Consider the following 26646-nt stretch of genomic DNA (forward strand, 5'->3'; position numbering starts at 1 on the left):
ATCAAAAAAGAAGAGTTTACGGGGCAGTGATAAAATGGATACAGTAAAGATTTATGCCAATATTATAAAAGAGAATATGGACAGTCCGGAAAAAGTAAATAAGCTGATAAACCTTGGTCTTACCACTGCTTATTATTATGTGAGCTTTTTCAAAGACAGGAGGATTCCCAAATCTCTTCATTACCTAAATAAATACTGTATAAAAAGCATAAAAGACTCTCTAGCAAATCCTCAAAATTCTGCTTGGGTAAACCTCTTTGCACCCTCTGAATTTTTGATTGCCATGGACATAAAACCCTTATTTATTGAAGCATATTCTTCTTTCATGTCAGGCTTCTTCATTGAAGATTATCTTATTGATACTGCCGAATCGAGAGGCATGTCAAATACTTTATGCAGTTACCATAAAACTTTTATAGGAGCCAGTGAGCTTAATATTCTCAAAAAACCTAAATTTATGATGACTACTTCTATGATCTGTGATGCGAATATACCTACTTTCAAGTATCTTTCAAAAAAACACGGGGTTCCACTGTACATTATTGATATTCCCTACAAATATTCTAAAAACGCCGTAATGTATGTAAAAAAGCAGCTTTTGGAAGTGGCGGAAAAGCTTGGGGAAGTTTTTAATAGAAAGCTTGATATTGATAAATTGAGGGAAGTTGTAAAAACGGAAAATAAAACAAGAGCACTTATGAGAGAATATTTAAATTATGCGGGAGAAAAAAGATTTATACCTACTATGACCTTTGAAATGTATATGCTCTTTGCATCCCATGTATTCATTGGAAGCAAGGAAGTATTACATTTTTATGAGATGTTAGTGGAGGATATAAAAAGAGCTCCTGAAAGAAGTGGAAAAAGCATATTTTTTATACACCTTCTTCCTATATTTGAGAAAAATTTTAAAGATTACTTTAACTTCAGCGATAAATTTCACATTGCTGGTAGTGACTTAAATTATGATTTTCTTGATGAAATTGATGAAAACGACCCTTTCAAGGGAATCGCTGAAAAGCTTATCTTAAACTCTTTTAATGGTGAAATAAATAGAAGAGTTGCAAGAATCAAAGAACTGATAGAAAAAATAAAACCGGACGGCATTATACAGTTTTGTCATTTGGGCTGTAAACAGTCGATGGGTGGAACGTTTATAATTAAAAATCTTGCTTCAGAATTGGGTATTCCATTTCTTTATTTAGATGGGGATTGTGTAGACAAAAGAAATAATCAAGAGGGACAGAATAGGACAAGGCTCGAAGCCTTTCTTGAAATGCTCTAGTAATCCTTCTGGAGGTGAAAAATTGATAGGGTACATTTGTAAATACACGCCTGTAGAAATAATCGAAGCCTTTGGAGAAGAACCGGTAAGACTTGAGTCAGGATATAAGTCTCATGAGCGTGCTGAAGCACTGATTCATTCAAATATGTGCAGTTTTGCAAAAGGGGTTTTGGAAAATATAATTGAAAATAATATTGAAGAGGTTATATTAACTGCGTGTTGTGATAGTATAAAAAGGCTTTATGATGTATTAAAAGATAAAGTAAAATTTATCCATCTTCTGGACCTGCCTAGAAAAAAAGATCCTCTCGCAATAGATCTTTTTTACAATGAAATAATTGAATTTATAAAAGCGTATCAGGCCTTTAAAAACAAGAATTTTGCTGAAGAGAATTTGCTAAAAATTCTAGAAAGCAAGTCTTTTACTAAAGAAAAACAATCTGCTGAAAGCATTGCTATATTAGGCGCGAGGCTTAAAGATGATGTTATAGAAAAAATCAGAAATTCTTGTACAGCAAAGGTAATAAATTTTACCTGCACAGGTGAAGAAAGAGTATTCAATATCGAAGCAAAAGATAATTTATTAAAAAGCTACGCGGAATCGCTTCTTAATTTAACACCTTGTATGAGAATGGCAGAAGATCGAAGCAAGTTAATCAATAAAGAATTCAAGGGGATAATATACAACACCATAAAGTTCTGTGATTTTTATTCCTATGAGTATGCTGAGCTCAAAAGCAAAGCAGACCTCCCACTTTTAAAAATTGAAACTGACTATAACGATTCAAATAGCGGACAGATTTTAACAAGAATAGATGCTTTTTTGGAATCAACCGGTATTAAAAAGATGGAAAAACAGAAAGCCAAGAAAGGATATTTTGTAGGAGTGGATAGTGGCTCTACTTCTACAAATGTAGTCATAATCGACGAAAACAAAAACATAATATCATATTCTATTATTCCAACAGGTCCTAAAGCTCTAGAAAGTGCTTTTAAAGCTTTTGAAATTGCTTTAAAAAATGCAGGACTTCAAGAAAAGGATATTACATCAATAGTAGCAACAGGGTATGGAAGAGTAAGCATTCCCTTTGCAGATAGAATTGTAACCGAAATTACCTGTCACGGAAAAGGCGCGTTTTTTATAGACAATACTGTTAGAACTGTTATAGATATAGGCGGACAGGATAGCAAAGTGATAAGGTTAGATGACAGCGGCAATGTCATTGATTTTGTAATGAATGACAAATGTTCAGCAGGGACAGGTCGGTTTCTTGAAGTAATGGCGAGAACATTAGGCATTTCAATAGAAGAAATGGCAAAAGTGCATAAGGAAGTAAAAGAAAATATCACGATTACCAGTATGTGTACTGTATTTGCAGAATCAGAAGTAATATCTCTTATTGCGCAAAATAAGGATCAAAGGGATATAATACATGCCCTCAATAAAGCCGTTGCTTCAAAAGCTATTTCCCTGGTCGACAGAATAGGGAGAAAAGGAAAATACATGATGACAGGGGGCGTTGCCAAAAATCAGGGAGTAGTTTATGCCATCGAAAGCAGGCTGGGCGAAAAACTTATAATTCCATTTGAACCTCAGATTATCGGAGCGCTTGGAGCAGCGCTAATTTCACTTGAAGGTAAATGAGGGTATCACTATAGGCTTTACTCATGTATTTATAGAGATTGAATTTTTAAAATTTGATCAAGTCCAAATTTTTGCGTAGAATCCCTCTGGTTAGAATACGAACTTTTAGTTAGGTTTTTGGTTCGTTTCTATTTCTACTCTAACCAGAAGGTGAGGAATGGCTCAACCCCTTTTTACACAATTATATAAACTTAACTGGCTTCTTTTCCAGGGAGACTCATTCTATATTCTACAACAGAAGACTTTTTAAAGTATTTTTGGCATTACTTCCTTAAAAAATTGCCTGAAATTAAAGTGACGCTATAGGGAGGTCAAAACAGTTGAAATTAGTAGTAAAAAATGATATAATTTTAATTGGGTGATGATGAATGTTATTAACTATAAAAAAGGTTAAAGAGCTGTATGATATAAGCAGAATTACATTAATAAACTGGGAAAAGGAAGGATTAATAACCCCAGTTAGAACACCAAAAGGAAGAAGAAGGTACAAAAAAGAAGATATAGAGAAGTTATTAGGCATGCTGGAAGAAAAACCAAAACCTAAAGTAGTTTTGTATGCAAGAGTGTCCACAAAGAAACAAGAAGAATATCTTAAGAATCAAATTAGAAGGCTTGAAGAGTATGCTAATTCCCAAGGATGGCAGTATGAAGTCATATCCGAAATAGCAAGCGGAGTAAATGAAAACAGGAGAGGTTTATTAAAGCTTCTAAACAAAATCAAAAGAGGAGAAGTTGAAAAAGTTGTAATAGAATATCCTGATAGACTAGCGAGATTTGGCTTTGAATATCTCAAATTTTTCATGGAAAGCTTTGGGGTGGAGCTTATAGTTTTAAACGGGAAAGAAAACGAAGAAGACGCAAATAAAGAACTGGCAGAAGACTTAATAGCAATAGTAACATCTTTTGCGGCAAGAATTTACGGACAAAAAGGTGGTAAAAAACATGGTAGTAATACAGGCTAAACTTGTGTTTTTAAGTCAAGAAGACAAACAAATAGTATTAGACTTAATGAGAAGATGGTCATCGTGTATGAGGTTTGCGTACAACAGACTTTTAGAAGGAGAAAAAAGAGCAGATTTAAAAAGAAAGTTACCCCAGGTATTCAATTTAAACTCAAGGTATGTAGATGATGCAATAATGAAAGCAAGGAGTACACTGGAATCTGCGAAAGAACTAGGTAAAAGTCCAAGAAAAGTCATTTTTGGCGGAAAAAAACTGTTTAGAAAACTTCAAAAACATCATTTAAATGGTAAAGCATATGAAAAATTAAAAATTAGGTGGCAGGAGAAGAGAAAAGGAAATCTCTATTCAAGAGGAGATAAAAGCAAAAAAGGAAATCTCAACACAAGAATAGAAGTAAATGAAAATGGTACTTTCTTAAGGATAAATGTAGGAGAAAGAAAGTATGTATATACAAAGATACAGGCGGGATGGAAGAAGAATAAAAACAGAGGAGAGATGCTTCAAGAAATCTTCCAAATCAAATATACCATACTCTGTAGAGCTAAAACTCAAAAATGGCAGCATATACGCCTATTTTGCTATTGAAGAAAAATATCCAGAAATAAAGATAACAAAGGACAAAGGAGTTATAGGTATAGACGCCAATGCATATCCAGACAACATATCATGGGCAGAAACAGATGAAAAGGGGAATCTAATAAGCTATGGGAGTATGCCAATGCCAGAGCTTGCAAGCGGAAATAAAAACAAAAGAGAATATTTCAGATGGCAATATACTCATGAGATAGTAAAGATAGCAAAAGAGAAAGGAAAAGCAATTGTAATCGAAACATTGGACATAAAAAACAGAGGAGAAAGAGGAGATTTTTCAGGAAGAAAATCAAGAAGAATAAGACACAATTTTAGCTATAAATCACTTTTAAAAAAGATAAAAGTTTTAGCAAAACGAGAAGGGATAGAAGTAATAGAAGTTAATCCTTCTTACACCTCAATAATGGGGATGTTAAAATATGCACCGCAGTATATGATAACAAAAGATGTAGCAGCAGCCTATGTAATAGCAAGAAGAGGATTAGGACTGCAAGAAAAGATACCAGATAATTATATAAAGTTTCTCAACGCATTGACTGTAGATGAATTAGAAGAATTAAAAGAGCATGTAAAGAAAACAGTCAGAAACAAGCAGTTGAAGAAAAAACACTTAAAAGAAATAAATAAAGCAATAGAAATTTTACAAAGCCTTGAGAGCAAGCCAGGAAGGGTGCTAGAACCTCTGGATGGAACAAGTTTTAGTGCCTATGATTTCTGGCGAGTTCTCAAGGTAGCGGTGGTGACTCCACTCTCTCCTGAGAAGGTAAAAAGAGACTTCTCTACCCTGAAAGGATTACTAATTCAGGGTAAGTGGAGAGACCCGTAAGGGCGCAAGTTCCTGCTTCTTGGGGCAGGGGCTATGGCTTTCCCAAATACCGCCTGCTGGGGCTGGGAAAGTCTGAAGGGCGGACTACAAATACCCCAGCTATCTAAACTGTACAGTTTTGTACAGTTTGGGTAACCAGGGTATGAGAAAAGTAGTAAGCTTGTTCTTAATAATACTTTTTTCTACACTTGCTTTAATTAATCCTATCTATGCCACTGAAAGAGAAATAGTAACTTTAGGTTCAGATCTTACGCCTTCTCAACAACAGGAAATGTTAAAATATTTTGGTGTTGAGGGCAAGCAAGTAAAAATTATAAAAGTCACAAATGAAGAGGAGAGGAAATATTTAGAAGGTTTAGTGCCAGGTAGGGAAATAGGGACTCGTGCTATTTCTTCTGCTTATTTGCAGCTATTACCGGAAGGGGAAGGAATTTTAGTTGATACCCACAACATAACATGGGTTTCTAAAGAAATGTACGCAAATGCAATGATAACTGCAGGAATTAAAGATGCAAGGGTTGTGGTAGCTGCTCCTTTTAAGGTATCAGGAACCGCAGCCCTTACCGGAATAATGAAAGCATTTGAGGAAGCCACAGGTAAAAAGTTAAGTGAAGAGGCGAAAAAGACTGCTAATGAGGAGTTAGTGATTACGGGTAAATTAGCAGAAAAAGTGGGTGAAGAGAAGGCAGCTGAACTTCTTGAAAAAGTGAAAAAAGAAGTAATTGAGAAGAGGTTGACGGATGAAAATGAAATTGCCAATGTGATAAAGGAAGTTGCCAGTAAGCTCAATATTAACCTAACAGAAGACCAAATATCTCAAATTGTTCAGCTTATGAAAAAAATAAATCAGCTTAATTTAGATATTGAAACAGTAAAAAAGCAATTAGAAAAAATCGGTGCAGATGTGGAGAAGATAAAAAAAACAGTTGAAGAAAATAAAGGCATATTACAAAAGATTTTAAAGGCTATTCAGGGTTTTTTGGATTGGCTCTTTTCACTATTTAGGTAAGGGAAAGTCAAAGTGTATTGAGGTGAAATAATGAAATATCTTATGTTTCCTTTCCCTATTTTTTAATTTTTTATTTTTTAGCTTTTTAATATATTTTTCACCTCTTAGAATTAAGCTTGAAACCAAAAAAGATGAAGAAGTTATTTCCCTGAAAATAGAAACTAATATATTTTTTGTAAAATTGCTAAACTTTAAATTGTAAGTGGATTCAGAAGCTAAAAAGATTTGGATAAAGGTTTTAAGGATAAATTTTGCCAGAAGTGAAGGACAGAAAAGAGAGAGAGTCTCTACAAAAAAGCCTAGACTTCCACTGTTTGATGTAAGAAAAGTGGATTTTTTTGAAATTTTAAGAGTTTTGAAAGATATGCTTAAAGGCACTGTGGTTTATAGATTATACTTAAATATAAAAATTGGCTTAGAGAATACAGCGTGTACTGCTATTTTGACTGGATCTTTATGGGGATGGCAATACAGCCCTTACGTCCATATACAATAGTGCAAATTTTGTTACTGTTCCGCAAGTTTATATTACCCCTTGTTATGGGGAAAGCAAAATAAATGTAAGATAGTGTAAAATTTCAGCAGTAACAAAGCAGGAAAATGAGGTATAGATGATGTTGAAAAAAGACCTCACCGGGGAAAAATCAAAAATCGAAACATAGAAAGGTGAGGTCTAATATATTATTAGATGTTCGACACAAGTGGGTATAGTCCTGCTTTTTGTTCAAGGTTTAATGAAAATAATAAGGGAGAGTAAAGATTTTTATGAATTGGAGAGAAGGATACATGAACTTACACAAAAAGTATCAAGACAACTTCTTGAGTGGGCAGCAGAGGAGATGGATAAAAAGTTGATGGAGAACCGAGACAAAAGAGTGTGGGAAGTAGTGGGATTTAGAGCAAAGCAGAAGGAAAAAAAGAAAGTACACGGAAGAAGACATAGAAGAATGGTTAAAAGTTTCGTTACCGATACTGGAAGGCCCATTTGCGAGCAAGTCATGGATAAAATACGTTTTAAAGGTTATTAGCGGCGAGGTTGGCTATAAAAATTTTACCCTCATAAAATCTTGATACGGACTTTAAAACATCTTTTATTGCATGGATAAGTAAATGTATAGTATAATGAAGGCAAGAGACGGAAAAATTTTCTCTGTGAGAATACAAAATACAAAAAACATTAAAATATAAAATGGCGTGGAAATTTATAATAATATTATTCCAAAGAAAGGAGGTTTTTAATTGATCATCGGTCTTGATATGGGAGGAACTAATATAGACGGAGTTATCGTAGAAAAAGGCAAGATTATAAAAACCATAAAAAAACCTACAAATAGAGATAATTTATTTAACTCCATCTGGACTGCCCTTAAAGAACTGCTTTCAGGATATGATAATACTAAAATAGAAAGGATAAATTTAAGCACCACTGTATCTACCAACGCCATAGTTGAAAATAAACTTTCTCCTGTAGGAATGATTATTCAACCTGGTCCAGGTTTGCCTTATGATTTTTTAGCCTGCGGTGATGAAAATGTATTTATATCTGGATATATTGATTACAGAGGTGAAATAATTAAAGATTTTAATTTGTTTGAAATAGAAAATGCCATTAAATTATTCAAAGAAAAAAATATTAAAGCTTATGCTGTAGTCACTAAATTTTCTATTAGAAATCCTAGCATTGAAATAAAAATAAAAGAAATTTTGGAAAATGAAATACCCAACTCTTTTGTTACCATGGGACATACTATATCAGGCAAGTTAAATTTCCCTCGCAGAGTGTATACTTCTTATTTAAATTCAGCAGTGCACAGTATTTTTAATGAATTTTTAAATAATATTAAAAAATCCCTAGAAAAAGAAGGAATAAATGCACCAGTATTTATATTAAAAGCCGACGGCGGCACTATGAATATCTCTACAGCAGAAAAAAAACCAGTAGAAACTATCCTATCTGGTCCTGCTGCCAGCCTTATGGGAATTAATGCTATGCTTCCTACCAATGAAGATGCAATATTACTAGATATTGGAGGTACTACTACAGACATATTTTTCCTTGCCGATGGAGTTCCTTTATTTGAACCGTGGGGAATAAGAATAGGTAAATATAAAACTTTAATAAGAGCAATTTATAGTGTTTCCATAGGTTTAGGTGGAGATAGTAGTATTTGTGTTAGAAATGGCAGGATAAAAATAGGCCCCCAAAGAGAAGGAGTGCCTTACGCTTTTGGTGGTCCCAAACCTACTCCTACAGATGCCATGATAACCTTAGAGTTGATAGATGAAAATGCATTTAGCCTCACTCAGGATAATGTTAAAAAAGCTTATGAAGCAATGACTTTATTGGGAAAAGAGTTAAATTTATCAGCAAAAGATATGGCAAAATTAATTCTCAGCACTATGGGAGATATTATTAAAAATAAAGTAGATGAACTTTTACATGAAATAAATAGCCGTCCCGTTTATACTGTAAAAGAATTATTGTACGGGAAAAAAATTAAACCTAAGCTGATAAATATAATTGGTGGTCCTTCTAAAGTATTAGCCCCTGTACTTGAAGAAAAGTTTAATTTACCTTGCTATTACCCTAAAAACTATTCTGTAGCCAACGCTGTAGGTGCAGCTTTAGCACGACCAACTACTGAAATTACAATGCTTGTTGATACTTCTAAAAAAACACTTTCTGTACCTGAATTAGGATTATATGAAAAAATAACTGGAAATTATACTCTTGATAAAGCAAAAGAAAAAGCTTTAGAATTAGTCAAAAAATCTGCTCTATCTCTGGGCGCTTCTATTGAGGAAATAGAAGCTGAAATAGTAGAAGAAAGTAGCTTCAATATGGTAAGAGGATTTTATACTATCGGAAAGAACATGCGAATTAAAGCTCAGGTAAAACCAGGACTTATCCAATAAATTGAGAGGTGAATGAGAATGATTAAAGCTAAAAATAGATTGGGCATTGTATTCTTTCCTGCTTTTGACTGGGCTATTAGTCCTACTCATCCAGAAAGAGAAGAAAGACTCCTTTATACTCAAGATCAAATTTTTGAAGAAGGAATTGAAGACATTGAAGGAATTAAATTTTATAATCCAATTATTGCTGAAGAAAAAGATATTAACAGAGTACATTTTGTAGTGCCAGATGTAAAATCTGTAGTTACTCAATCTCACCTCATATCCGCCGGTGGAGCTATTAAAGCCCTTCAAGCAGTGATGGAAAAAGAAGTAGATAAAGCCTTTGCTTTAGTTCGTCCCCCAGGGCACCATGCTCAGAGAGTAGTTTATGGAGATAGAGGTTTTTGTATAATCAATGTGGAAGCAGTAATGCTAGAAAGAATAAGGCAAGAATATGGAAATTTAAGAGTCGCCATTGTAGATACAGATTGTCACCACGGTGATGGCACTCAAGATATCTATTGGAACGACAAAGATACTTTGTTTATTTCTCTCCATCAAGACGGAAGAACTCTCTATCCTGGAACAGGATTTATAGAAGAATTTGGAGGCCCAGCTGCTTATGGGTACAATATAAATATCCCCTTACCTCCTGGAACAGGAGAAGAAGGTTTTCTATACGTATTAGATAATGTGGTAATACCTATTTTAGAGGAATATAAACCTGATATAATAATAAACTCTGCTGGCCAAGACAACCATTATACAGACCCGCTTACCAATATGAACTTTACAGCTCAAGGATATGCAAAATTAAACGAACGACTAAATCCTGATATCGCAGTTCTTGAAGGAGGCTATTCTATTGAAGGAGCTTTGCCTTATGTTAATTTGGGAATAATATTAGCTATGGCAGGTATTGACTACTCTAGAGTGCGTGAACCAGATTATGATGAAGAGAAATTAAAACAGCCAAAAGATATTACAGAATATATCAAAAAATTGTCAGAAATAGTATATAACCGCTGGAGAAATAAAGATGACTTGCGATTAAAAGAATTTAAAGATGTGAATTATGTAAAAAGACCTAGACGAGTGTATTATGATACAGATGGTATATTAGAAACACAAGTTCAAAATTTTAAAATATGTAACAAGTGCTCTGGAGTAAATACAATTGAGTCAAAAAGTGATAGAGGATATCATATATTTGCTATAACTATTCCTAGAGATGCCTGCCCTAATTGTATTGATGAAGGATACAAACTGTATAAAAATGCTTCTTCTCATTATACAAATGTGTATTTACAAGATAGAGTAAATGACGAATATTATTCTAAATAAAAACACTATCTGGTGTTAGTATATTATTGTAATAATAAGTCTCAAAAAAGTTCAAAGACTAAAAAAATCAATAAAAGCGCTAAAAATTAACTCAAAAAGCGCCCAAGGAGAATTATGGGCGCTTTTTTCAAGATTTTACTAACCCTTTTATCAACCTTATGACAGGATTTAGCTTTTTCTTTTCTCCGATGTATTCAAAAAATTCTTTTTCGTTTAGTATAAGGATATGGCTGGATTCGTTTATGCAGCCGGGGCCCAGCATATTTAGAGCGAAGTCTTTTTCTTTAGGATCTTTGAAAAGCTCGTTTATTTCTACGTAGATTGTGCCATCAGGCCTTATTTGAAAGAGTTCTTTGTGATGTTTATATTTTTCCTGCCACCATCTTTTTCCTCTCTCTTCGTAGTCGTTAAAAGGCTTTTTGGGGAACCATTCGGGGAGGTCTATTTTGCATTCTCTGTAGTATTCTTCAAAAATTTTTCTAGCCGCGTATAGGTAATCATTTCGCAAATACAGAGGTTCTCCCTCTCGTATTAGTTCTCCCATTCTATAAGTAAAATCTTTGAAAAGGGTACTATTTATTCCTCTTGACTTTGTCAGTTCAAAACCCAAAAGGCTTGGGAATACAGGTATTGACAAAAAATGGGCGTGAAATTTGTCACTACATTACTTTCTCATGCTAATTAATTCCATGCCTTCCTCATATGTAATGAAATTTTTTGGTGCTTTTATTTTCATCACCTTCAATATGTCCTCAGCTTCCTCCTCCATCTTTTGTTTAATTAAATATTTCTTCCCATTTATCTCTATCTCCACAAAATTCATTGAACCTATCGCTTCTTTTATTCTATCACTGCTTAATTCTTTCCCCTTAGACCTCAGGCTGTATTCTAAAGTTCTTTCCAGTAAAAATGCTAAATAGCACACAACAAAATGCCCTCTTATCCTTTTTTCCGTCCAGTGAAATATTGGTCTTACCTCCAGACAACTTTTCATTACTCTGAAAGACTGCTCTATCTTCCATAAATCATGATATGCATTCAAAACTTCTGTCACACTCATTTCTTTCTTGCTGGTCTGAATTGCATAAAAACCGTCAAATTTCTCATCTCTCTTTATTGCTTCTTCATCCAGTACATATTCTTCTGATTCGGAAATGCGTCTTAAATATTTCCTTCCGCCTCTCTTTTCTGCTGCCCTTACATTGCCGGGCTTTTCTAAAAGTTCTTTTGCTTTTTCTACTAGCCTTTGCCTGTCTTCTTTATCTTTTTTGGCCCTCTTGCTTGAATAGGTTATTATTAGATTCTCAGGTATCTTGAATATTTCCCCTTCTCCCGTTTTGATAATATTCTCTCTTTCTATGACCTTGAATCTAAACTCTTCACCAAATATTTCTCTGTCAAATCTCCACTTTTTCTCCTCAAGAACTTGATACCCCTCTTCATCAAATACTCTATCTAAAATCTCTTTACTCATGTTTTTCAGTCTGCTTGCCACAATGTAGTCGTATCCCGCTTCTTTTATCAGCTTTAAATTAAGTTTACTGTTAAGGCCTTTGTCCGCAACTATTATTACCTGGTCTATGCAAAATTTATCTTTCAGTTTCCTCAAAATTTCTATCATGGTCTTGCTGTCAACAGTATCTCCTGGAAACAGTTCATATCCAACTGGTCTTCCTTCTTTATCTACAAGCATGCCCATTACCACTTGTACCTCATTTACCTTGTTATCCTTGCTAAATCCAAAATCCCTTAAGTTATCTTGCTTAATGCTTTCAAAGTAAAATGTTGTCACATCATAAAAAACAACATCAACTACCATGTTAAATAAATCTCTATTCTTGTGATAAAGATATAGCTCCAAATCCTCTTTTATCTGGGCCAGAATATCTAATCCCCTGTACAGCTGATTTAAATCAATATCTTCTTCAAATCTAAAGTATCTGTTTTTGCGGTAATACGTCTGAAGTTTGCTTACTGGTTGAATTAATCTTTGTACTGTCATCAAAAACGTCACTTTATCAATGTCAAACTTTATCCTGGAATTTTGAGAAATATACTGTTTGAGGAATTTATCTATTTCAAGCTCTTCCCAAAGTTTTCTATACACAATATATCCCCAGTTTTTAATAATCCCTTCTGAAACATCTTCTGGAAAAAGCTTGATGGGACCTGTTTCTTCACTGGAGCTTAAAAATATTTTTTGCAATTTATCTACAAGATTAATGAAAGAGGGATCATTTTTGAGTTCATCAATTCTACCGAGATTAAGCAAGACTTTTTGCTTTATTTTACCATTTTCGCGATAATTATGGACAATTTTGGCATACTCATAGCCACCAGCTTTAGTTATTTTGAGAAACATATGGCATCACCTTTATGTTAGTTTATTACATTATACTACAAAAAGTGAATATAGTCAAGTATTATGGCAATAATTAGGAGTAAAATTGTCCCTACAGTTTTGAAAAATTTTTTAACCCTAAAAACAAAAAACCCTTGAAAATCAAGGGTTTGATATTTTTTACCAGCCTAAAAATGGCCTCCAACTGACAAAGTCGAGAAAAAATCAATAAAAGCGCTAAAAATTAACTCAAAAAGCGCCCAAGGAGAATTATGGGCGCTTTTTTCAAGATTTTACTAACCCTTTTATCAACCTTATGACAGGATTTAGCTTTTTCTTTTCTCCGATGTATTCAAAAAATTCTTTTTCGTTTAGTATAAGGATATGGCTGGATTCGTTTATGCAGCCGGGGCCCAGCATATTTAGAGCGAAGTCTTTTTCTTTAGGATCTTTGAAAAGCTCGTTTATTTCTACGTAGATTGTGCCATCAGGCCTTATTTGAAAGAGTTCTTTGTGATGTTTATATTTTTCCTGCCACCATCTTTTTCCTCTCTCTTCGTAGTCGTTAAAAGGCTTTTTGGGGAACCATTCGGGGAGGTCTATTTTGCATTCTCTGTAGTATTCTTCAAAAATTTTTCTAGCCGCGTATAGGTAATCATTTCGCAAATACAGAGGTTCTCCCTCTCGTATTAGTTCTCCCATTCTATAAGTAAAATCTTTGAAAAGGGTACTATTTATTCCTCTTCTAATTTTAGTGAGATGCTCCTGTGATTCTAAATTGTATCTTTTGTCAAACTCGCTATCTATCTGCAAATAGTAAATTCTTCTTAAGATTTGCTGGGGTACATTGAATTCGTTCATGTTAGTAGTGCAGATCATTACAGGATGCTTGCCTTTCGCATTGTTACTTACATTTTTTATGATATTTTCACCAGTTCTACCTGTAAAAAAGGAAATTGGCATTTCATCAACTAAAATTGGGGCTAGATATTCACTGCCAAAAAATCCTTCTAAAAGTTCTCTGTCTGCTACATTTCCTTTTCTTATGGTGTCGTATGAGATGAAATAGGGTGGGTAGTTTCCTAAAAGCATTCCTATTATTTCTAAGGCAGTGGTTTTTCCAGAATAAGCCCTTCCTCCGAGGACTAAGAAAATAGGCACATTGGCTCTGTAACTCTCTCCTCCATATTGTATAACTAAATCTTCTCTAATCTTCCACAAATAGACAGACATAAAGGCGTAAAGTATAGCTTCCATAACTTTCCCCAGGTGTTTATCTTCTTTTGTAACGGTGAATTTTCTATAAGCTTCAACAAATTCTGTTATTAAAGAAATGTGAGTTTTGATTTCGTCTTTTTCAGCTTTTTGTGAAAATTCTGCTGTTTTATTGTCTTCTGATACAATATAGATTAGGTCATTTTTGTCCCAATATATTAACTTTTGGCGAACTTGCAATTGGTCTTCTTTTAGTGAGTTTGACACCAGAGTATCTACTACTATATTCATTTTTCTTATCTCTTGAGGGGGTTTAAGTCTATAGACTTTTCCATCTTTTTTTGTGATTGCGGCGATGATTTGGGTCTTTTGCCTTACTTCATTTGCCTGAAGTTCAGCTTGATACTGGATATTCTGAGGGGATGCCTTCCATTCTTCAAAAATTTCTTGAGAAAGAGGGACGATGTGGTAAAGGTTTCTTGCGATTTCATTGGTAACTATATTTGCTTTTTCTTCTTTATCCAATACAATTGTTTGGGCTTTTTCCTGCTTTATCTTTTTCTTTATCTCCTCTGGTACAAAGTCAAAGCTATTTGAAAAAAGCTTCTTAAACCACTCTAAATATATTTTAAAAATCTCAGGCTGGTTATCAAATATTGCTATGTTTTCATACTGTTTTTCTCCACTAAAGGCTCTTTCAGTGAGATTGGCAGATCCTATTATCACACGAGTATTGCCAGTATCAGGATTTTCTAAAAGATAAAGCTTTGTATGTATTGGCAAATTAGTATTGCAATACCTTATTTTTACTTTATCTTCCGAGACTCTGGTTTGCAACTCAGCGTCAAATTCTTTGATGAAGTCAATTCTTTTATTTACATCTATTAAAAGGGAATAAACGCTGTTAAAATTTATTGCCTGTTCTGCTGAATCAATGCCGAGTATAAATTCTACTTCTTCAAATCCTTTTACAACTTTAGCGAAGAACCTGGGGGAGGAAACGTATGAAATCGCCATAAACTTTTTAAATCTATGGGAGTCAAAAATTTCCTCAATCGATAGATTTGCTTGTTCACCGTTGAGCACTATAAAAAGGGTGCTTTCCTTTCCCTTTACAGGGCCTATATCTAAAGTCATCTGTTCTGCCATTGAGATACCCCCTAACCTTTGCTTCACAGTCTATTTTATCATAATTTTGAGATAATTGCTCAATTTTTTAAAAAATATTTGGAAATTCTACAAGAAAAGAAGGATTTAGGCTTTTGTTGTAGAATTATTAAAATACAGAAGAAAAATGTCGAATATTCTAATCGAAGAGTTCATTAAAGAGAGGAGAAATTGTGATGGAAAAGAAAAAAGTAGCAGTTTTCTTGCTCTCTTCCTCCTTGGTATTATCTATGGCTAATAATGCTTATGCTGCTACAATACTGAAGTATGGGATGAGATCTCCTGAGGTGAGAAAGCTTCAGGAAAATTTGAATAGACTGGGATACTTCGTAACTTCTACTCCTACAGACTATTTTGGACCGGCTACTTTAAATGCTCTTATAAAATTCCAGAAGGATTCTAATTTGGTGCCTGATGGAATATACGGACCTTCTACAGAGAAAGTTCTTTTGGAAAAACTGAATGCTTTTTCTGGTAAAAATGTAAGTAGTCCTCCTCAAACTTCTAATACATCTAATTCATCAGCTACTCAAACAGTCGCACAAGCTACATTTTCAAGGACATTGAGATATGGGATGCAGGGAGAGGATGTAAAGTTTCTGCAGAGTATTTTAAACAAGCTGGGCTTTGATGTAGGGACACCTGATGGCATATTTGGTTTTAAGACTCAAAATGCTGTGGTGCAATTTCAGAAGGCGAATGGATTACTGGCAGATGGAATTGTAGGGCCCGCAACTCAAAAAGTGTTATTGCAAAAAGTTAATGCCCCTTCTCCTTCAAGAGGAGATGAAAAAAGGGAAGAGGTTCAGACGACATTGCCCTCTAGCTCTAATGGAAGTGGAAAAGGTATTTCTAATGGAGATGGAAATGCTATTTTCAATAAGGTATTGAAATACGGAATGATAGGAGAAGAAGTGAAGCTTTTACAGCAGTATCTGAATAAATTGGGATTTGATGCTGGTGTCCCTGATGGAATATTTGGTGGAAAGACGAGACAGGCAGTTATAAATTTTCAGAAGTCAGCAAATCTTGAGGCAGACGGGATAGTAGGTCCTATGACATGGCAGGCACTTATTTCGAGGTTGAATGTGACACTTCCTTCCAGAGGAGATGTAAATAGAGATAATCCCCAAAATCAAAAAGAAGACCAGATACAATTTCCTACTCCTTTTACAAGGGAATTAAAGGGAGGACTCCAGGGAGATGATGTGAAGCTATTGCAAGGAATGCTTTCAGAACTTAAATATTATGATGGAGATGTAACTGGTACATATGACGATGTCACTTCAAATGCAGTAAGATCTTTCCAACAGTATTATTCTTTAAATCCTACGGGAATTGCGGATGTCGACACGTTAAAAAAACTGTTAGAAGTGGATGCGCAAGTGAAGGCGGTCAAGGGATTTTATGTTCAAGGGAAAGGCGGATATGGCCACGGTGTTGGAATGACGCAGTTTGGCGCAAAGGGGATGGCAGAACAGGGATTTAAGTATGACGAGATAATAAAATACTATTACACAGGAGTGGATATAAATAAGGTAGACACTTCCAATGTCAATGTGAAAGTAAAAATTAGCTTGGATGTTACAAGTCAGGATATAAAGATTACAAGCAGTCAGCCATACAATGTCATATACAAAGTAAAGGACGATAGCACAGGTCAGATAATTGAAAAACAGGAGACTTTTTTGCCTGATTCTGTAACTTCTATAAATTACCTAGATGGCAATATTTTAATTGCAAATTCACAATCTCCTGAAATAAGAACTTCAGTAGATATGGTCAAAATTGTACCTACTAACGATGGGGTGCTATTTTACGTTAACAAGGCAAGGCCTTATGAGGGAGAATTTAGGATATATCCAAATCCAAACTCTATCCCTTCTGGTTTGGACTTAATAAATGTGCTTCCGATTGAGGAGTATTTGAGGGGAGTAGTGCCAGCAGAGATGTCGCCTTCTTGGCCTGAAGAGGCGTTAAAAGCTCAAATTCTTGCAGCTAGAACTTATGCCTTAGTGAGGATAAAAGATGAGAATATTTTTGACGTTTACGACACAACTCTTTCGCAAGTTTACAAGGGTATTTCTATTGCTGACCCCAAGATTGACCAGCTGATTGAGTCTACAAAAGGGGAGGTAGTTACATACGGCGGAAAATTGGCGGATACTGTTTACAGCGCTTCTGCAGGGGGCTATACAGTAGATTCATTTTTTGCCTGGAAAAAAGATGTTCCGTATTTGAAGGGCAAACCTGACCCTTATGATACTTCTAAATACGCTACTTATTGGTGGAATGTGAGCATTTCTAGAAGTCAAATAGAAAAAGCATATCCTCAAATTGGCGCTGTTTTAAATGTTGAGATTACTAAGAAGATGTTTGACAGACCTGTGGAGATTAAAATCACAGGGACCAAAGGAATTATCACGGTAGGAAATGATGATTTTAGGAAGGCTATTGAAGATGCAGCAGGGCAGAAGCTTTTTGCTTCAGAGTATTTTGATATTGTGATTCAAAATTAAGCCAAGGAGCCTCCGAAGAGGAGGCTTTTTATATAAGTTGCTTTTTTGCAAAAGATAGAATATATTATAATTACAAAACTTTGGGTTGGTGATTGTATGGAAGAACTTGCAAGAGATAAGGAAAGAGCTATTTTAGTTGCTATTATTTCTTCTCCTGAGGATGAAGAAACGCTTAATGAATTAAAAGAGCTTGCAGTGACTGCCGGAGCTGAAGTGATTGGAATACTGACCCAAAAAAAGAAGGGGATAAACAAGGCTCATTACATTGGCAAAGGCAAACTGGAAGAATTGAAGATGTTTGTTGAGAATCAGCAGGCTGACTTGGTGATTGTAAATGACGAACTCACAGGGACACAGATAAAAAATCTTGAGGATGCTTTAGGCGTCAAAATCGTAGATAGAACTAACCTCATATTGGATATATTTGCCAAAAGAGCTCGCTCAAAAGAGGGAATGCTTCAGGTAGAATTGGCTCAGCTAAAATATCGTTTGCCAAGACTTGTAGGCTTGGGAGGGCAGCTTTCCAGGCTGGGAGGAGGAATAGGGACAAGAGGGCCGGGGGAGACAAAATTAGAAGTTGATAGAAGACATATCAGGAATAGGATAAAGGCTATAGAGGAGAAGTTAGAAGAATTAGAGAAACATAGAAATTTGCAGAGGCAAAGAAGAAAGAAAAATCAAATTCCCGTTGTGGCAATTGTGGGTTACACCAATGCAGGAAAATCGACTTTGTTAAATGCTTTGACAGGTGCTGATGCTTATGTGGAAGATAAATTATTTGCCACATTAGATCCAACTGCTAGAAAGCTTGTGCTTCCTTCAGGCAGAGAAGTAATTTTGACCGATACAGTTGGGTTTATAAGAAAACTTCCGCATGATCTGGTGGAGGCCTTTAAATCTACCTTGGAAGAAGTGAAGTATGCGGATTTGCTGCTGCATGTGATTGATGTAACATCTCCTGACATGGATGAAAAGATAAAAGTTGTGGAGAAGGTGCTTTCTGATTTGGGAGCAATTGAAACTCCCAGGATAAATGTCTATAACAAGATAGACCTTTTGGAAATTGTACCTTCAGGGAATAACAGGGATATTTACATATCTGCAAAAAATAAAATAGGGCTTGACAGGCTTTTAGAGGCTATTGAAAGAGAGCTTTTTAAAGAGACAGAGGTGGTGAGTTTTTTATTCCCATACGAAAAAACGAGAGAGTATAATTATTTAAAAGAGAGAGGGAAGGTGATTGAGGAAGATTTTGATGAAAAAGGGATATCAGTAAAAGCTGAGGTTACGTGTGAGATAAAAGAAAGGCTTAGGAATTTTATTATCTCTTGATGGCGTTGTATTCTGCTTTTTCCTGAGCTTTAACGTTTTTTACTACTTGTACAATTTTTTTGTAAGATTTTTGCGTTCCGTAAGTTACAAGAGGCCTTCCCAGCATAGGAAATTTTAGTGCGATTGAGAGGAATCCTCCAATTTTCATCAACCAATTTGTAGCGGCAGTTGTGTCTACTAATAAAAGACCTTCGTTGGTGTTAAAAAGATGGTAGTATAGGTCTTTTAAAGCTGGTTCTATGAGCTTTTTTGCATTTTTTACTCCCATGGAGTATACATTATTGCCGTATTCGTCAGTTCCAATTAAGACTATATGACCTGGGTCGTTTTGTCCGTTTAATTTATCAAAAAGAGGTATGCCTTCTATCTGCTCTCTAGATGGAGTTTTGTCTTCGGGCAGTTGACCTGTGTGGATATAAGCTGCTATGACAGAAGTATGTGTGCCTCCATAACAGTGATAGATTATGTGCATATAAAACTCTCCTTCCTTTCTCTTGCAGTACTTATTGTCTGTGATTTTTGCTTTTTTATACTGGAAAAAAGTAATTTTAAATGTATAATTATGGTGACCGGTGGAAAAAATAAAAATAAAATTAAAAATTAAGCAGGAATTTGAGACTTTTTAAAGAATATTATAATAAAAGAAAATGTTTTAGGGGGCTTGAAAATGTTAATAAGAGAGTGCGCTGGAGGAGTTGTATTCAAAGGAGACAGTGTATTTATCCTCAAAAATGAAAAGGGGGAATGGGTGTTACCCAAAGGGGTCATTAGAAATAATGAACTCCCCATTGACGTGGCCATAAGGAGAGTGTGTGCTGAAACAGGTCTTAAGTCAGTTGAAGTCCTTTCTACTGCTGGTGAGACCAGCTATGAGTTCTATTCTGTAACCCGTCAGCGTCCCGTCTTTAATAAAATCACCTGGTATCTCATGACGACGAGTGAAGAGGAATTTAATATAAGCAAGGAGGACGGCTTTGTTGATGGAGGATTTTTCCCTATAGACAAGGCATTGGATATGATTACCTACAGTCAAGATAAATCGCTTGTAAACGTTTCTTACTTTAAATACAAAACTCTCACAAAAGCGCTGGCTTAAGGTTGTAAAATAGAAAGGACTTTGATTTTTAAAGCCGGCAACGGCTTTATTTTTTGGCTATAATTTGGTATAATGACAAACGGGGTGTTAATTTGGGCAAAATTTATAAGACTCTTCTTGGATACGGAGTTGCAGAAGTTGAGATAAAGAAGTCAAAATTTATAGGGCATGCAAGTCCTGTAGCCTCTGAGGAAGAGGCTATAAAGTTTATAGAGAAAATAAGAGCTGAACACAGACTTGCTACGCACAACGTGTACGCCTACGTAGTAGGGGAAAATGATGAAATACAGCGGTTTAGCGACGATGGTGAGCCTTCGGGAACAGCTGGTATGCCTGTCTTAAACGTGATAAAAAAACAGGAACTGAAGAATGTAGTTGTTGTGGTCACAAGATATTTTGGAGGAATATTGTTGGGAGCAGGTGGTTTAGTCAGGGCATACACAAAAGCAGCTAAGATGGGGATTGATGCGGCAGGAATAGTAGAAAAGATTCCGGCTAAGGAGCTTGAACTCACTTTTGATTATAATCTGCTTGGAAAAATTCAGAATGAACTTTTAAGAAGAGATTATTTGATAAAGGATATCTCTTATGCGGATAAGGTTATTATTACATTGCCTGTCGTAGAAGAGAAAGTTTCAGAGTTTAAGAATTTTATCACTGACTTGACTGCCAGTCGCTGCGATATAAGAGTAAAAGAAGATGTGTACCTTTTTAAAAAGGATGGAAAATACATTTTGTAAGGGGAGATGGAGAAGGTTAGGAGGTAGAAAAAATGGATTGGGATTATGTAGAGGACGCTATGAAGAGGAAAGTATGGGCAGTTGTAGGTGCGCTTCCTCGCGAGACAAAGTACGGTTTTCAGATTTATAAAACCCTCAAATTAAATGGATATACTGCTTATCCTGTAAATCCTAAGTTTGAAGAAGTAGATGGAGACAAGTGTTATGATTCTCTTTCTAGTTTACCTGTAGTTCCAGAGGTCGTAGATATGGTTGTTCCACCTACAAGAGGAGAAAAATACGTAGAAGAGGCTGCTAAGTTAGGAGTAGAATTTATATGGTTTCAGCCGGGATCTGAAAGTGAAGAATTGATTGAAAAGGCTAAAAATCTAGGATTAAAGGTTATACACAATACTTGCGTGATGTTAGAAACTGACAGAGAAAATAAGAGGGGATTTCTCCTCTTATTTTCATTTTCGTGGCTTTGAGAGGATTTCATATATGCCTATTAAAAATAGCAAAATTGCAAATATTTTCTTAAGAAGAATTGCTTTAGTTACAATAGCTATATTGGCACCTACTAGGCTACCTATTATTCCACCTGTGATTATGAGTGGAAGTATGGAATATTTTATGTTTCTCTTTTTTAAGTGATATATAAGGGCAATTACAGCTGTGGGAATGAAGGAGAGTAAATTTACGCTCTGAGCTGTATGCTGTTCTACGCCCATTATTATAGTGAGAGCAGGAATAAGTATTGTGCCTCCTCCTATCCCCATTCCACCAATAATTCCTGAAAAAAGGCCAATTAAAAATAGCTTCATTGTACCCACATCCTGAAGGCGGCGGTTATCATTATTACACCGAAGATTTTCCTCAAAAGTGGAATTGAAATTTTGTTGAGAAAATACGCTCCTATAATTCCACCAAGAGTTTCTCCTATGGCTACATTGACTGTGAGGGGAAGGTCTATTATTTTGCTTTGAAGGTAGATGAAGCTACTTATTACTGTTAAGGGAAGGATTATGGAAATTGCTGTAGCATGAGCCTTATGGTCCTCTATGCCCAGCAAAAATACCAGGGCAGGGACTATCAATGTTCCACCACCAGCTCCCAAAAGCCCGTTTATGAAGCCTGTTGCAGTTCCTATGAGAAAAAGTTTTTTGTTTTTTGACATTCTATCACCTTGCCATCTTTTTGCTATTAGTTTTCCTCTAAAAATTTTAACTATTCGAATTTCCATTTGACAGATTAAGTTTTGTCAGTTTAAAATGGGTATAGCAATGTATGTATGGAGGTCTTTAAAATGGTGGCGAACAATATTCTTGATTTGATAGGGAAAACCCCTGTGGTAAAGTTAAATAAGGTGCCTGATAAAAATAGCGCTGAAGTGTACTTGAAACTTGAGTTTTTTAACCCTGCCGGCAGCGTCAAAGACAGAATTGCACTTGCTATGATAGAAAAGGCAGAAAAAGAAGGGATATTAAAAAAAGGCAGTGTGATTGTGGAACCCACCAGTGGAAATACAGGAATAGGGCTGGCAATGGTGGGGGCTGCAAAAGGATATAAAGTTATAATAGTCATGCCTGACACCATGAGCATGGAAAGGCGGATGCTTTTGGCTGCTTACGGGGCAGAGGTGATTTTGACTCCTGGAAAACTGGGCATGGAGGGAGCTATTAGAAAAGCGGAAGAGTTAGTTAAGCAGAACAAGAACTATTTCATGCCCCAGCAGTTTGAGAATTTAGCAAATCCTCTCATTCATGAAGAGACTACTGCAAAGGAAATAATAGAGGATTTTAAGGAAGGTTTAGATGCTTTTGTAGCCGGTATAGGTACAGGAGGGACTATTACGGGAGTTGGTAGGGTCCTTAAAAAAGTTTTTCCAGATATAAAGATTGTGGGGGTAGAACCTTACTCTGCCGCAGTTTTATCTGGAAGAGAACCGGGTCCCCACAAGATTCAGGGAATTGGAGCAGGCTTTATACCCAAAGTCTTGGATAGAGAAGTGCTAAATGAAGTGATACCAGTGAAAGATGAAGATGCCTTTGAAATGACTAGAATTTTGGCCAAAAAAGAAGGTATTTTGGCAGGGATTTCTACTGGTGCTTCTTTGTGGGCAGCGCTTAATGTAGCTAAGAAATTAGGAAAAGGGAAGAAAGTCCTTGCGATAGCGCCAGACAGTGGAGAAAGGTATTTAAGCACTCAGATTTTCAGAGAACATTGAGGAGGGATGTTTATGGCTGGACATTCCAAATGGGCTAATATAAAGCACAAAAAAGAAAAAATGGACGCTAAAAAAGGGAGAATCTTTACTAAACTTACAAAAGATATCATAAAAGCGGCAAAAGAGGGAGGGGGAGACCCCGAGACTAACAGTAAACTGAAATTAGCAATTGAAAGGGCAAAAGCCTTTAATTTGCCCAGTGAAAATATTCAAAGGGCTATTAAGAGAGGTACTGGTGAATTAGGAGGAGCAAAGCTTGAAGAGGTAATTTACGAAGGATATGGCCCGGCAGGTACAGCTATAATTGTTGAGGCTTTAACCGACAACAAGAACCGCACAGCAGGTGAAATAAGGCATATTTTTGACAGAAATGGCGGCACTCTGGGGGCTGCTGGATCTGTAACATGGATGTTTGACAAAGTAGGAGTTATAGTAGTGGAAAAAACTGATTCCATAAATGAAGAGGACTTGATGATGGTGGCGATAGAGGCCGGAGCGGAGGATTTTTCGGCGGACGAGGGAGAATTTGAGATTATAACTGACCCTTCTAATTTCCAAGAAGTAAGGGAGGCTATAGAAAAAGCAGGATATAAAATTTCTGAGGCAGAAATTACAATGCTTCCTAAAAACACCATTAAGCTAAGTCCTGAAGACTATGAGAAATTCGAGAAATTGATTGACAAACTTGAGGACAATGACGATGTTCAGAATGTTTACCACAATGTAGAATTAGAAGATGAGTAGGAATAAAAAGAAAGAGATAGAAAGCTAAATATGCTCTATCTCTTTCTTTTCTTTTTCTGTAAGTATTTTATGTAAGTCAAGGTTGATAATCAACCTTCCGTTGAGGTTGATGATAGAAGTTATGTACTCTCTTCCAATTCCTTTTATTATGTCTGGCGCTTCTTGTATTGTGAAATCTTCAACTCTTAAAACTTCTGTCACTGAGTCTACTATGAACCCTACAGGCCTTTCTGTGACATTTACCACAATTATTCTGTTGTTTTCATTTTTTTCTGATGTGGGCAGATTAAATCTTTTCTTGAGGTCTATTATGGGGATTACTGTGCCCCTTAAATTAGTTATTCCTTCTACAAAAGAAGGTGCATCTGGCACTTTGATGATGGTCTGAAGCCTTATGATTTCTACCACCTGATTGATGTCTACACAAAAGTCCTCGCTGTTTAATTTAAATACAACAATTTGCTTTGGCATTTTCCATCTCCTCCTTCTTAGATATTATTCGATATTTTTTGACAAAATCCTGCAAGAAGAATAAAATTTTTAAAATTGGTTATAATTACATAGAACAGGAGGAGATGTTATGAAAAAGATAATTTCCTATAAGATGGTTCCTATATATATTTTTGCTATCTTTTTGGGGGCGATGACAGGATACCTCATAAGCGTTAAACAAAATGAGATGGAAAGGGAAGCGAAAAGCGCAAAGTATGAAAAACCATTTTCCATTCAACAGGAAGCTCTTGCTAAAAGAGCAGATTTTTATAAAAAGTTAATTTTTAAGACCAAGTATCTTGAAAATGGTGAAGTTGTACGAGAAGAGCAAAAGCTTACTCCTTCCCTTTACGGCAAGTCAAAAGAGGAATTGGAAAAGATATATTCTGGTTGGAAGGTGATAAAATTTGATGATGAAGAAATAGTCTTATATAGAGAAAAAGAAGGTTTGCCGCCAGATTATTACATTATTTCTGTGGTTGACGGCTATGTGGCTTTGCTCAAAAGCGATGGAAACGGGCATAAAGAAATTGTAGAAAAGACTGACATTCCTCTTGAAAGTTTGACACCTTTTGATAGGGAAAGAGTAATGAAGAATATAATTACAAAAGATAAAGATGAAGCTTATCAAATACTGGCAAATTTAAGCTCTTAAAAGAGTATAAGTCCCTGTTTTTGAAGTTAAGAAACAGGGACTTAATTTTGTCTTTGAAAGCAGAATATTGCCTTGATATCAAGGGAAGAAGATATTATAATGAGATAAAAAGCAATTTAAAAATAATATTTTTATTTCACAATAGGAGGTACTGAAGCTTATGGAATTTCTAACGCCTGGAGAAAGAGTCAAAAAAATAAGGAAAATGCTTAAAATGAAGCAAAGAGAGCTGCAGTCTGAAAATATTACAAGAGGTTTTATAAGCATGATTGAAAGCAATCGAACTACTATGAGCAGAGAAACTGCTTCTATCATCGCAGAAAAATTTAATAAAAGAGCTCGGGAACTTGGTATTGACTTAAACATAGATGGTGACTATCTTCTAATGACTCCTGCCCAAGAAGCAGAGTATTACTGTATTCAGAAACTAGATCAAATTAACACGTTAGAAGATTTAAATGAACTAAAAGAAATATTTAAAATTGCAGATGAATACAAGTTAAAAAGAGTGACTGCTTTAGCTTACATAAAAATAGGAGATGTGATGTATAAAAATCAACATTTTCAGGAGGCTTTTATCAATTACCACAAAGCACTGGATATATTATTACTCAACAATATAAAGGAACAACTGCCCTACGTCTACAACATGTTGGGAGCTTGTAAAGTAGCTTTATTAGAGTCTCCTGAAGCAACAATGTATTTTCACAAGGCTTTAGAATATGCAGAAGAGATAAATGATATTGAAATAAAAATCAAAGCAAGTTATAACAACGCCCTGTGTTACAGGTATATTGGTAAGCCAACGGTTTCAATTGATTATATTGAGAAATGTTTATCTGTACTAGATAAAGAAAAAGATTTTGAGCACTATGTATATGCAAAATCAATAGAAGCAAACTCCTATAGAGACATGAAAGAATATGATAAGGCTTTAGAAATATTTAGAGGACTAGTCGAAGAGATAAAAGACAATAATAACCCTTTATTGGGTTTTCTTTATACCAACATTGGAGAAATTTATATGGAAAAAAATGATTTTGAAAAATCAATGGAATATTTAAATGAAGCCGAAAAAATCAGGCGAAAAGAAGATAAAAATTTACTATCACATACTATTATTGAAAAAGCAAATCTTTATATAAAAATGGGTTTATACAAAGAAGCACGTTCTTTATTGGAAGAAGGCATTGAAATATCCTACAGGAACAAGGATATAGAATATATAGTAAAAGGCAGTTATCTTCTGGCGGAAGTATATAAAAAGTTAGGAAATAAACAGGCTATTATAGAGACATATAAAAGGCTGGCAAACATTCTCCAAAACATGGGTAGCAAGAAAGAAACTTTAAAGACCTATATAGAACTGGCATTGCTTTATATTGAGAATAACGATGTTAGTAATGCTAAATATTTTTTGGAAAAATCCAGAGAAGTAATTGAACAAAAAACAATAAAAAAATAAAAAATATATTGCATTTTTATTTTTTTACGTTATAATAAAAGCAAAAGAGTAGACAGTTAAGAGGGGGGAACAGGATGGGGAGGAAACTTAAGGTGCTACTCACATCACTGGTA

At 35.2% G+C, this 26646-nt stretch carries 24 protein-coding genes and 1 pseudogene; 18 read left to right on the forward strand and 7 right to left on the reverse strand.

All coding sequences use genetic code 11. The features are described 5' to 3' along the window. Positions 1-34 precede the first annotated feature (34 nt). The 9 genes and pseudogenes from TTE_RS05305 (at position 35) to TTE_RS05345 (ending at position 10561) form a co-directional block, all read left to right on the forward strand. Positions 35-1285, forward strand: coding sequence for a 2-hydroxyacyl-CoA dehydratase subunit D (locus TTE_RS05305; RefSeq protein ID WP_011025460.1), 1251 nt, complete (start codon positions 35-37; stop codon positions 1283-1285). Between the two features lie 22 nt (positions 1286-1307). Beyond that, positions 1308-2930, forward strand: a complete 1623-nt coding sequence (locus TTE_RS05310) for an acyl-CoA dehydratase activase (RefSeq protein WP_011025461.1) — start codon at positions 1308-1310, stop codon at positions 2928-2930. Between the two features lie 368 nt (positions 2931-3298). Continuing rightward, positions 3299-3892, forward strand: coding sequence for an IS607 family transposase (locus TTE_RS05315; RefSeq protein ID WP_011025462.1), 594 nt, complete (start codon positions 3299-3301; stop codon positions 3890-3892). Next, positions 3873-5310: pseudogene (locus TTE_RS05320) on the forward strand (IS200/IS605 family accessory protein TnpB-related protein). The gene TTE_RS05315 and the pseudogene TTE_RS05320 overlap by 20 nt, the downstream one beginning before the upstream one ends. A gap of 142 nt (positions 5311-5452) precedes the next feature. After that, on the forward strand, positions 5453-6319 hold the full coding sequence (locus TTE_RS05325; protein ID WP_009609554.1) for a DUF1002 domain-containing protein: 867 nt from the start codon (positions 5453-5455) through the stop codon (positions 6317-6319). 202 nt (positions 6320-6521) lie between these two features. Next, complete coding sequence (locus TTE_RS13305; RefSeq protein WP_050724075.1) at positions 6522-6815, forward strand: hypothetical protein; 294 nt, start codon at positions 6522-6524, stop codon at positions 6813-6815. A 238-nt stretch (positions 6816-7053) separates the two neighbouring features. Next, positions 7054-7347 carry a UPF0236 family transposase-like protein gene (locus TTE_RS14240; RefSeq protein WP_226990166.1) on the forward strand — a complete coding sequence of 98 codons (294 nt, stop codon included), beginning with the start codon at positions 7054-7056 and terminating at the stop codon, positions 7345-7347. Between the two features lie 211 nt (positions 7348-7558). Next, positions 7559-9235 (forward strand): hydantoinase/oxoprolinase family protein, encoded by a 1677-nt coding sequence (locus tag TTE_RS05340; RefSeq protein WP_011025466.1) that lies wholly within the window; start codon positions 7559-7561, stop codon positions 9233-9235. A gap of 18 nt (positions 9236-9253) precedes the next feature. Next, positions 9254-10561 carry a histone deacetylase family protein gene (locus TTE_RS05345; protein WP_011025467.1) on the forward strand — a complete coding sequence of 436 codons (1308 nt, stop codon included), beginning with the start codon at positions 9254-9256 and terminating at the stop codon, positions 10559-10561. A 127-nt stretch (positions 10562-10688) separates the two neighbouring features. Here the strand turns inward: TTE_RS05345 and TTE_RS05350 are convergent, their stop codons facing one another. The 3 genes from TTE_RS05350 to TTE_RS05360 all read right to left on the reverse strand — a co-directional run bounded on the left by TTE_RS05350 (position 10689) and on the right by TTE_RS05360 (position 15266). Further along, positions 10689-11069: a hypothetical protein gene (locus TTE_RS05350; RefSeq protein ID WP_157858514.1), complete on the reverse strand. Its 381-nt coding sequence runs from the start codon at positions 11067-11069 to the stop codon at positions 10689-10691. A gap of 156 nt (positions 11070-11225) precedes the next feature. Further along, positions 11226-12923 carry an IS1634 family transposase gene (locus TTE_RS05355; protein ID WP_011025469.1) on the reverse strand — a complete coding sequence of 566 codons (1698 nt, stop codon included), beginning with the start codon at positions 12921-12923 and terminating at the stop codon, positions 11226-11228. A gap of 264 nt (positions 12924-13187) precedes the next feature. Further along, positions 13188-15266 carry a phospholipase D-like domain-containing protein gene (locus TTE_RS05360; protein WP_011025470.1) on the reverse strand — a complete coding sequence of 693 codons (2079 nt, stop codon included), beginning with the start codon at positions 15264-15266 and terminating at the stop codon, positions 13188-13190. A 194-nt stretch (positions 15267-15460) separates the two neighbouring features. Between TTE_RS05360 and TTE_RS05365 the strand changes: the two genes are divergently transcribed. Then, on the forward strand, positions 15461-17803 hold the full coding sequence (locus tag TTE_RS05365; protein ID WP_011025471.1) for a peptidoglycan-binding protein: 2343 nt from the start codon (positions 15461-15463) through the stop codon (positions 17801-17803). 96 nt (positions 17804-17899) lie between these two features. Next, positions 17900-19135 carry a GTPase HflX gene (gene hflX / locus TTE_RS05370; RefSeq protein ID WP_041587307.1) on the forward strand — a complete coding sequence of 412 codons (1236 nt, stop codon included), beginning with the start codon at positions 17900-17902 and terminating at the stop codon, positions 19133-19135. Here the strand turns inward: hflX and TTE_RS05375 are convergent. Continuing rightward, positions 19125-19607: a DUF3189 family protein gene (locus TTE_RS05375; protein WP_011025473.1), complete on the reverse strand. Its 483-nt coding sequence runs from the start codon at positions 19605-19607 to the stop codon at positions 19125-19127. The genes hflX and TTE_RS05375 overlap by 11 nt on opposite strands. Positions 19608-19802: 195 nt before the next feature. On the opposite strand from TTE_RS05375, the gene TTE_RS05380 reads away from it, so the two are divergent. The 3 genes from TTE_RS05380 to TTE_RS05390 all read left to right on the forward strand — a co-directional run bounded on the left by TTE_RS05380 (position 19803) and on the right by TTE_RS05390 (position 21438). Further along, entirely contained in the window at positions 19803-20231 is a 429-nt protein-coding gene (locus tag TTE_RS05380; protein WP_011025474.1) for an NUDIX hydrolase, read from the forward strand. Between the two features lie 92 nt (positions 20232-20323). Then, positions 20324-20971, forward strand: a complete 648-nt coding sequence (locus TTE_RS05385) for a YigZ family protein (RefSeq protein WP_011025475.1) — start codon at positions 20324-20326, stop codon at positions 20969-20971. A gap of 32 nt (positions 20972-21003) precedes the next feature. After that, entirely contained in the window at positions 21004-21438 is a 435-nt protein-coding gene (locus TTE_RS05390; protein WP_011025476.1) for a CoA-binding protein, read from the forward strand. Here TTE_RS05390 and TTE_RS05395 read toward each other — a convergent pair. Together TTE_RS05395 and TTE_RS05400 are read right to left on the reverse strand one after the other, a co-directional pair. After that, positions 21421-21774, reverse strand: coding sequence for a sulfite exporter TauE/SafE family protein (locus TTE_RS05395; RefSeq protein ID WP_011025477.1), 354 nt, complete (start codon positions 21772-21774; stop codon positions 21421-21423). The two genes, TTE_RS05390 and TTE_RS05395, sit on opposite strands and share 18 nt — an antisense overlap. Beyond that, positions 21771-22127 (reverse strand): sulfite exporter TauE/SafE family protein, encoded by a 357-nt coding sequence (locus tag TTE_RS05400; RefSeq protein ID WP_011025478.1) that lies wholly within the window; start codon positions 22125-22127, stop codon positions 21771-21773. Before TTE_RS05400 ends, TTE_RS05395 begins: the two co-directional genes overlap by 4 nt. A 129-nt stretch (positions 22128-22256) precedes the next feature. On the opposite strand from TTE_RS05400, the gene cysK reads away from it, so the two are divergent. Both cysK and TTE_RS05410 read left to right on the forward strand, forming a co-directional pair. Beyond that, positions 22257-23177 (forward strand): cysteine synthase A, encoded by a 921-nt coding sequence (gene cysK / locus TTE_RS05405; protein WP_011025479.1) that lies wholly within the window; start codon positions 22257-22259, stop codon positions 23175-23177. Between the two features lie 12 nt (positions 23178-23189). Next, positions 23190-23921 carry a YebC/PmpR family DNA-binding transcriptional regulator gene (locus TTE_RS05410; protein ID WP_041587143.1) on the forward strand — a complete coding sequence of 244 codons (732 nt, stop codon included), beginning with the start codon at positions 23190-23192 and terminating at the stop codon, positions 23919-23921. 24 nt (positions 23922-23945) lie between these two features. On the opposite strand, the gene TTE_RS05415 is transcribed toward TTE_RS05410, so the two are convergent. Then, on the reverse strand, positions 23946-24392 hold the full coding sequence (locus tag TTE_RS05415; RefSeq protein WP_011025481.1) for a chemotaxis protein CheW: 447 nt from the start codon (positions 24390-24392) through the stop codon (positions 23946-23948). 109 nt (positions 24393-24501) lie between these two features. Between TTE_RS05415 and TTE_RS05420 the strand changes: the two genes are divergently transcribed. Together TTE_RS05420 and TTE_RS05425 are read left to right on the forward strand one after the other, a co-directional pair. Continuing rightward, entirely contained in the window at positions 24502-25068 is a 567-nt protein-coding gene (locus tag TTE_RS05420) for a hypothetical protein (protein ID WP_011025482.1), read from the forward strand. A 160-nt stretch (positions 25069-25228) separates the two neighbouring features. Then, entirely contained in the window at positions 25229-26533 is a 1305-nt protein-coding gene (locus TTE_RS05425) for a helix-turn-helix domain-containing protein (RefSeq protein WP_011025483.1), read from the forward strand. Positions 26534-26646: the final 113 nt, after the last annotated feature.

Origin of the sequence: Caldanaerobacter subterraneus subsp. tengcongensis MB4 (genome assembly GCF_000007085.1) — a bacterium.
GTDB classification, from domain to species: Bacteria; Bacillota; Thermoanaerobacteria; order Thermoanaerobacterales; family Thermoanaerobacteraceae; genus Thermoanaerobacter; species Thermoanaerobacter subterraneus.

Coding starts and splice junctions, on each gene's coding strand:
- TTE_RS05305 (WP_011025460.1), top strand. CDS start 35: ATGGATACAGTAAAGATTTATGCCAATATTATAAAAGAGAATATGGAC.
- TTE_RS05315 (WP_011025462.1), top strand. CDS start 3,299: ATGTTATTAACTATAAAAAAGGTTAAAGAGCTGTATGATATAAGCAGA.
- TTE_RS05325 (WP_009609554.1), top strand. CDS start 5,453: ATGAGAAAAGTAGTAAGCTTGTTCTTAATAATACTTTTTTCTACACTT.
- TTE_RS14240 (WP_226990166.1), top strand. CDS start 7,054: ATGAAAATAATAAGGGAGAGTAAAGATTTTTATGAATTGGAGAGAAGG.
- TTE_RS05345 (WP_011025467.1), top strand. CDS start 9,254: ATGATTAAAGCTAAAAATAGATTGGGCATTGTATTCTTTCCTGCTTTT.
- TTE_RS05355 (WP_011025469.1), bottom strand. CDS start 12,923: ATGTTTCTCAAAATAACTAAAGCTGGTGGCTATGAGTATGCCAAAATT.
- TTE_RS05360 (WP_011025470.1), bottom strand. CDS start 15,266: ATGGCAGAACAGATGACTTTAGATATAGGCCCTGTAAAGGGAAAGGAA.
- TTE_RS05365 (WP_011025471.1), top strand. CDS start 15,461: ATGGAAAAGAAAAAAGTAGCAGTTTTCTTGCTCTCTTCCTCCTTGGTA.
- hflX (WP_041587307.1), top strand. CDS start 17,900: ATGGAAGAACTTGCAAGAGATAAGGAAAGAGCTATTTTAGTTGCTATT.
- TTE_RS05375 (WP_011025473.1), bottom strand. CDS start 19,607: ATGCACATAATCTATCACTGTTATGGAGGCACACATACTTCTGTCATA.
- TTE_RS05380 (WP_011025474.1), top strand. CDS start 19,803: ATGTTAATAAGAGAGTGCGCTGGAGGAGTTGTATTCAAAGGAGACAGT.
- TTE_RS05390 (WP_011025476.1), top strand. CDS start 21,004: ATGGATTGGGATTATGTAGAGGACGCTATGAAGAGGAAAGTATGGGCA.
- TTE_RS05395 (WP_011025477.1), bottom strand. CDS start 21,774: ATGAAGCTATTTTTAATTGGCCTTTTTTCAGGAATTATTGGTGGAATG.
- TTE_RS05400 (WP_011025478.1), bottom strand. CDS start 22,127: ATGTCAAAAAACAAAAAACTTTTTCTCATAGGAACTGCAACAGGCTTC.
- cysK (WP_011025479.1), top strand. CDS start 22,257: ATGGTGGCGAACAATATTCTTGATTTGATAGGGAAAACCCCTGTGGTA.
- TTE_RS05410 (WP_041587143.1), top strand. CDS start 23,190: ATGGCTGGACATTCCAAATGGGCTAATATAAAGCACAAAAAAGAAAAA.
- TTE_RS05415 (WP_011025481.1), bottom strand. CDS start 24,392: ATGCCAAAGCAAATTGTTGTATTTAAATTAAACAGCGAGGACTTTTGT.
- TTE_RS05420 (WP_011025482.1), top strand. CDS start 24,502: ATGAAAAAGATAATTTCCTATAAGATGGTTCCTATATATATTTTTGCT.
- TTE_RS05425 (WP_011025483.1), top strand. CDS start 25,229: ATGGAATTTCTAACGCCTGGAGAAAGAGTCAAAAAAATAAGGAAAATG.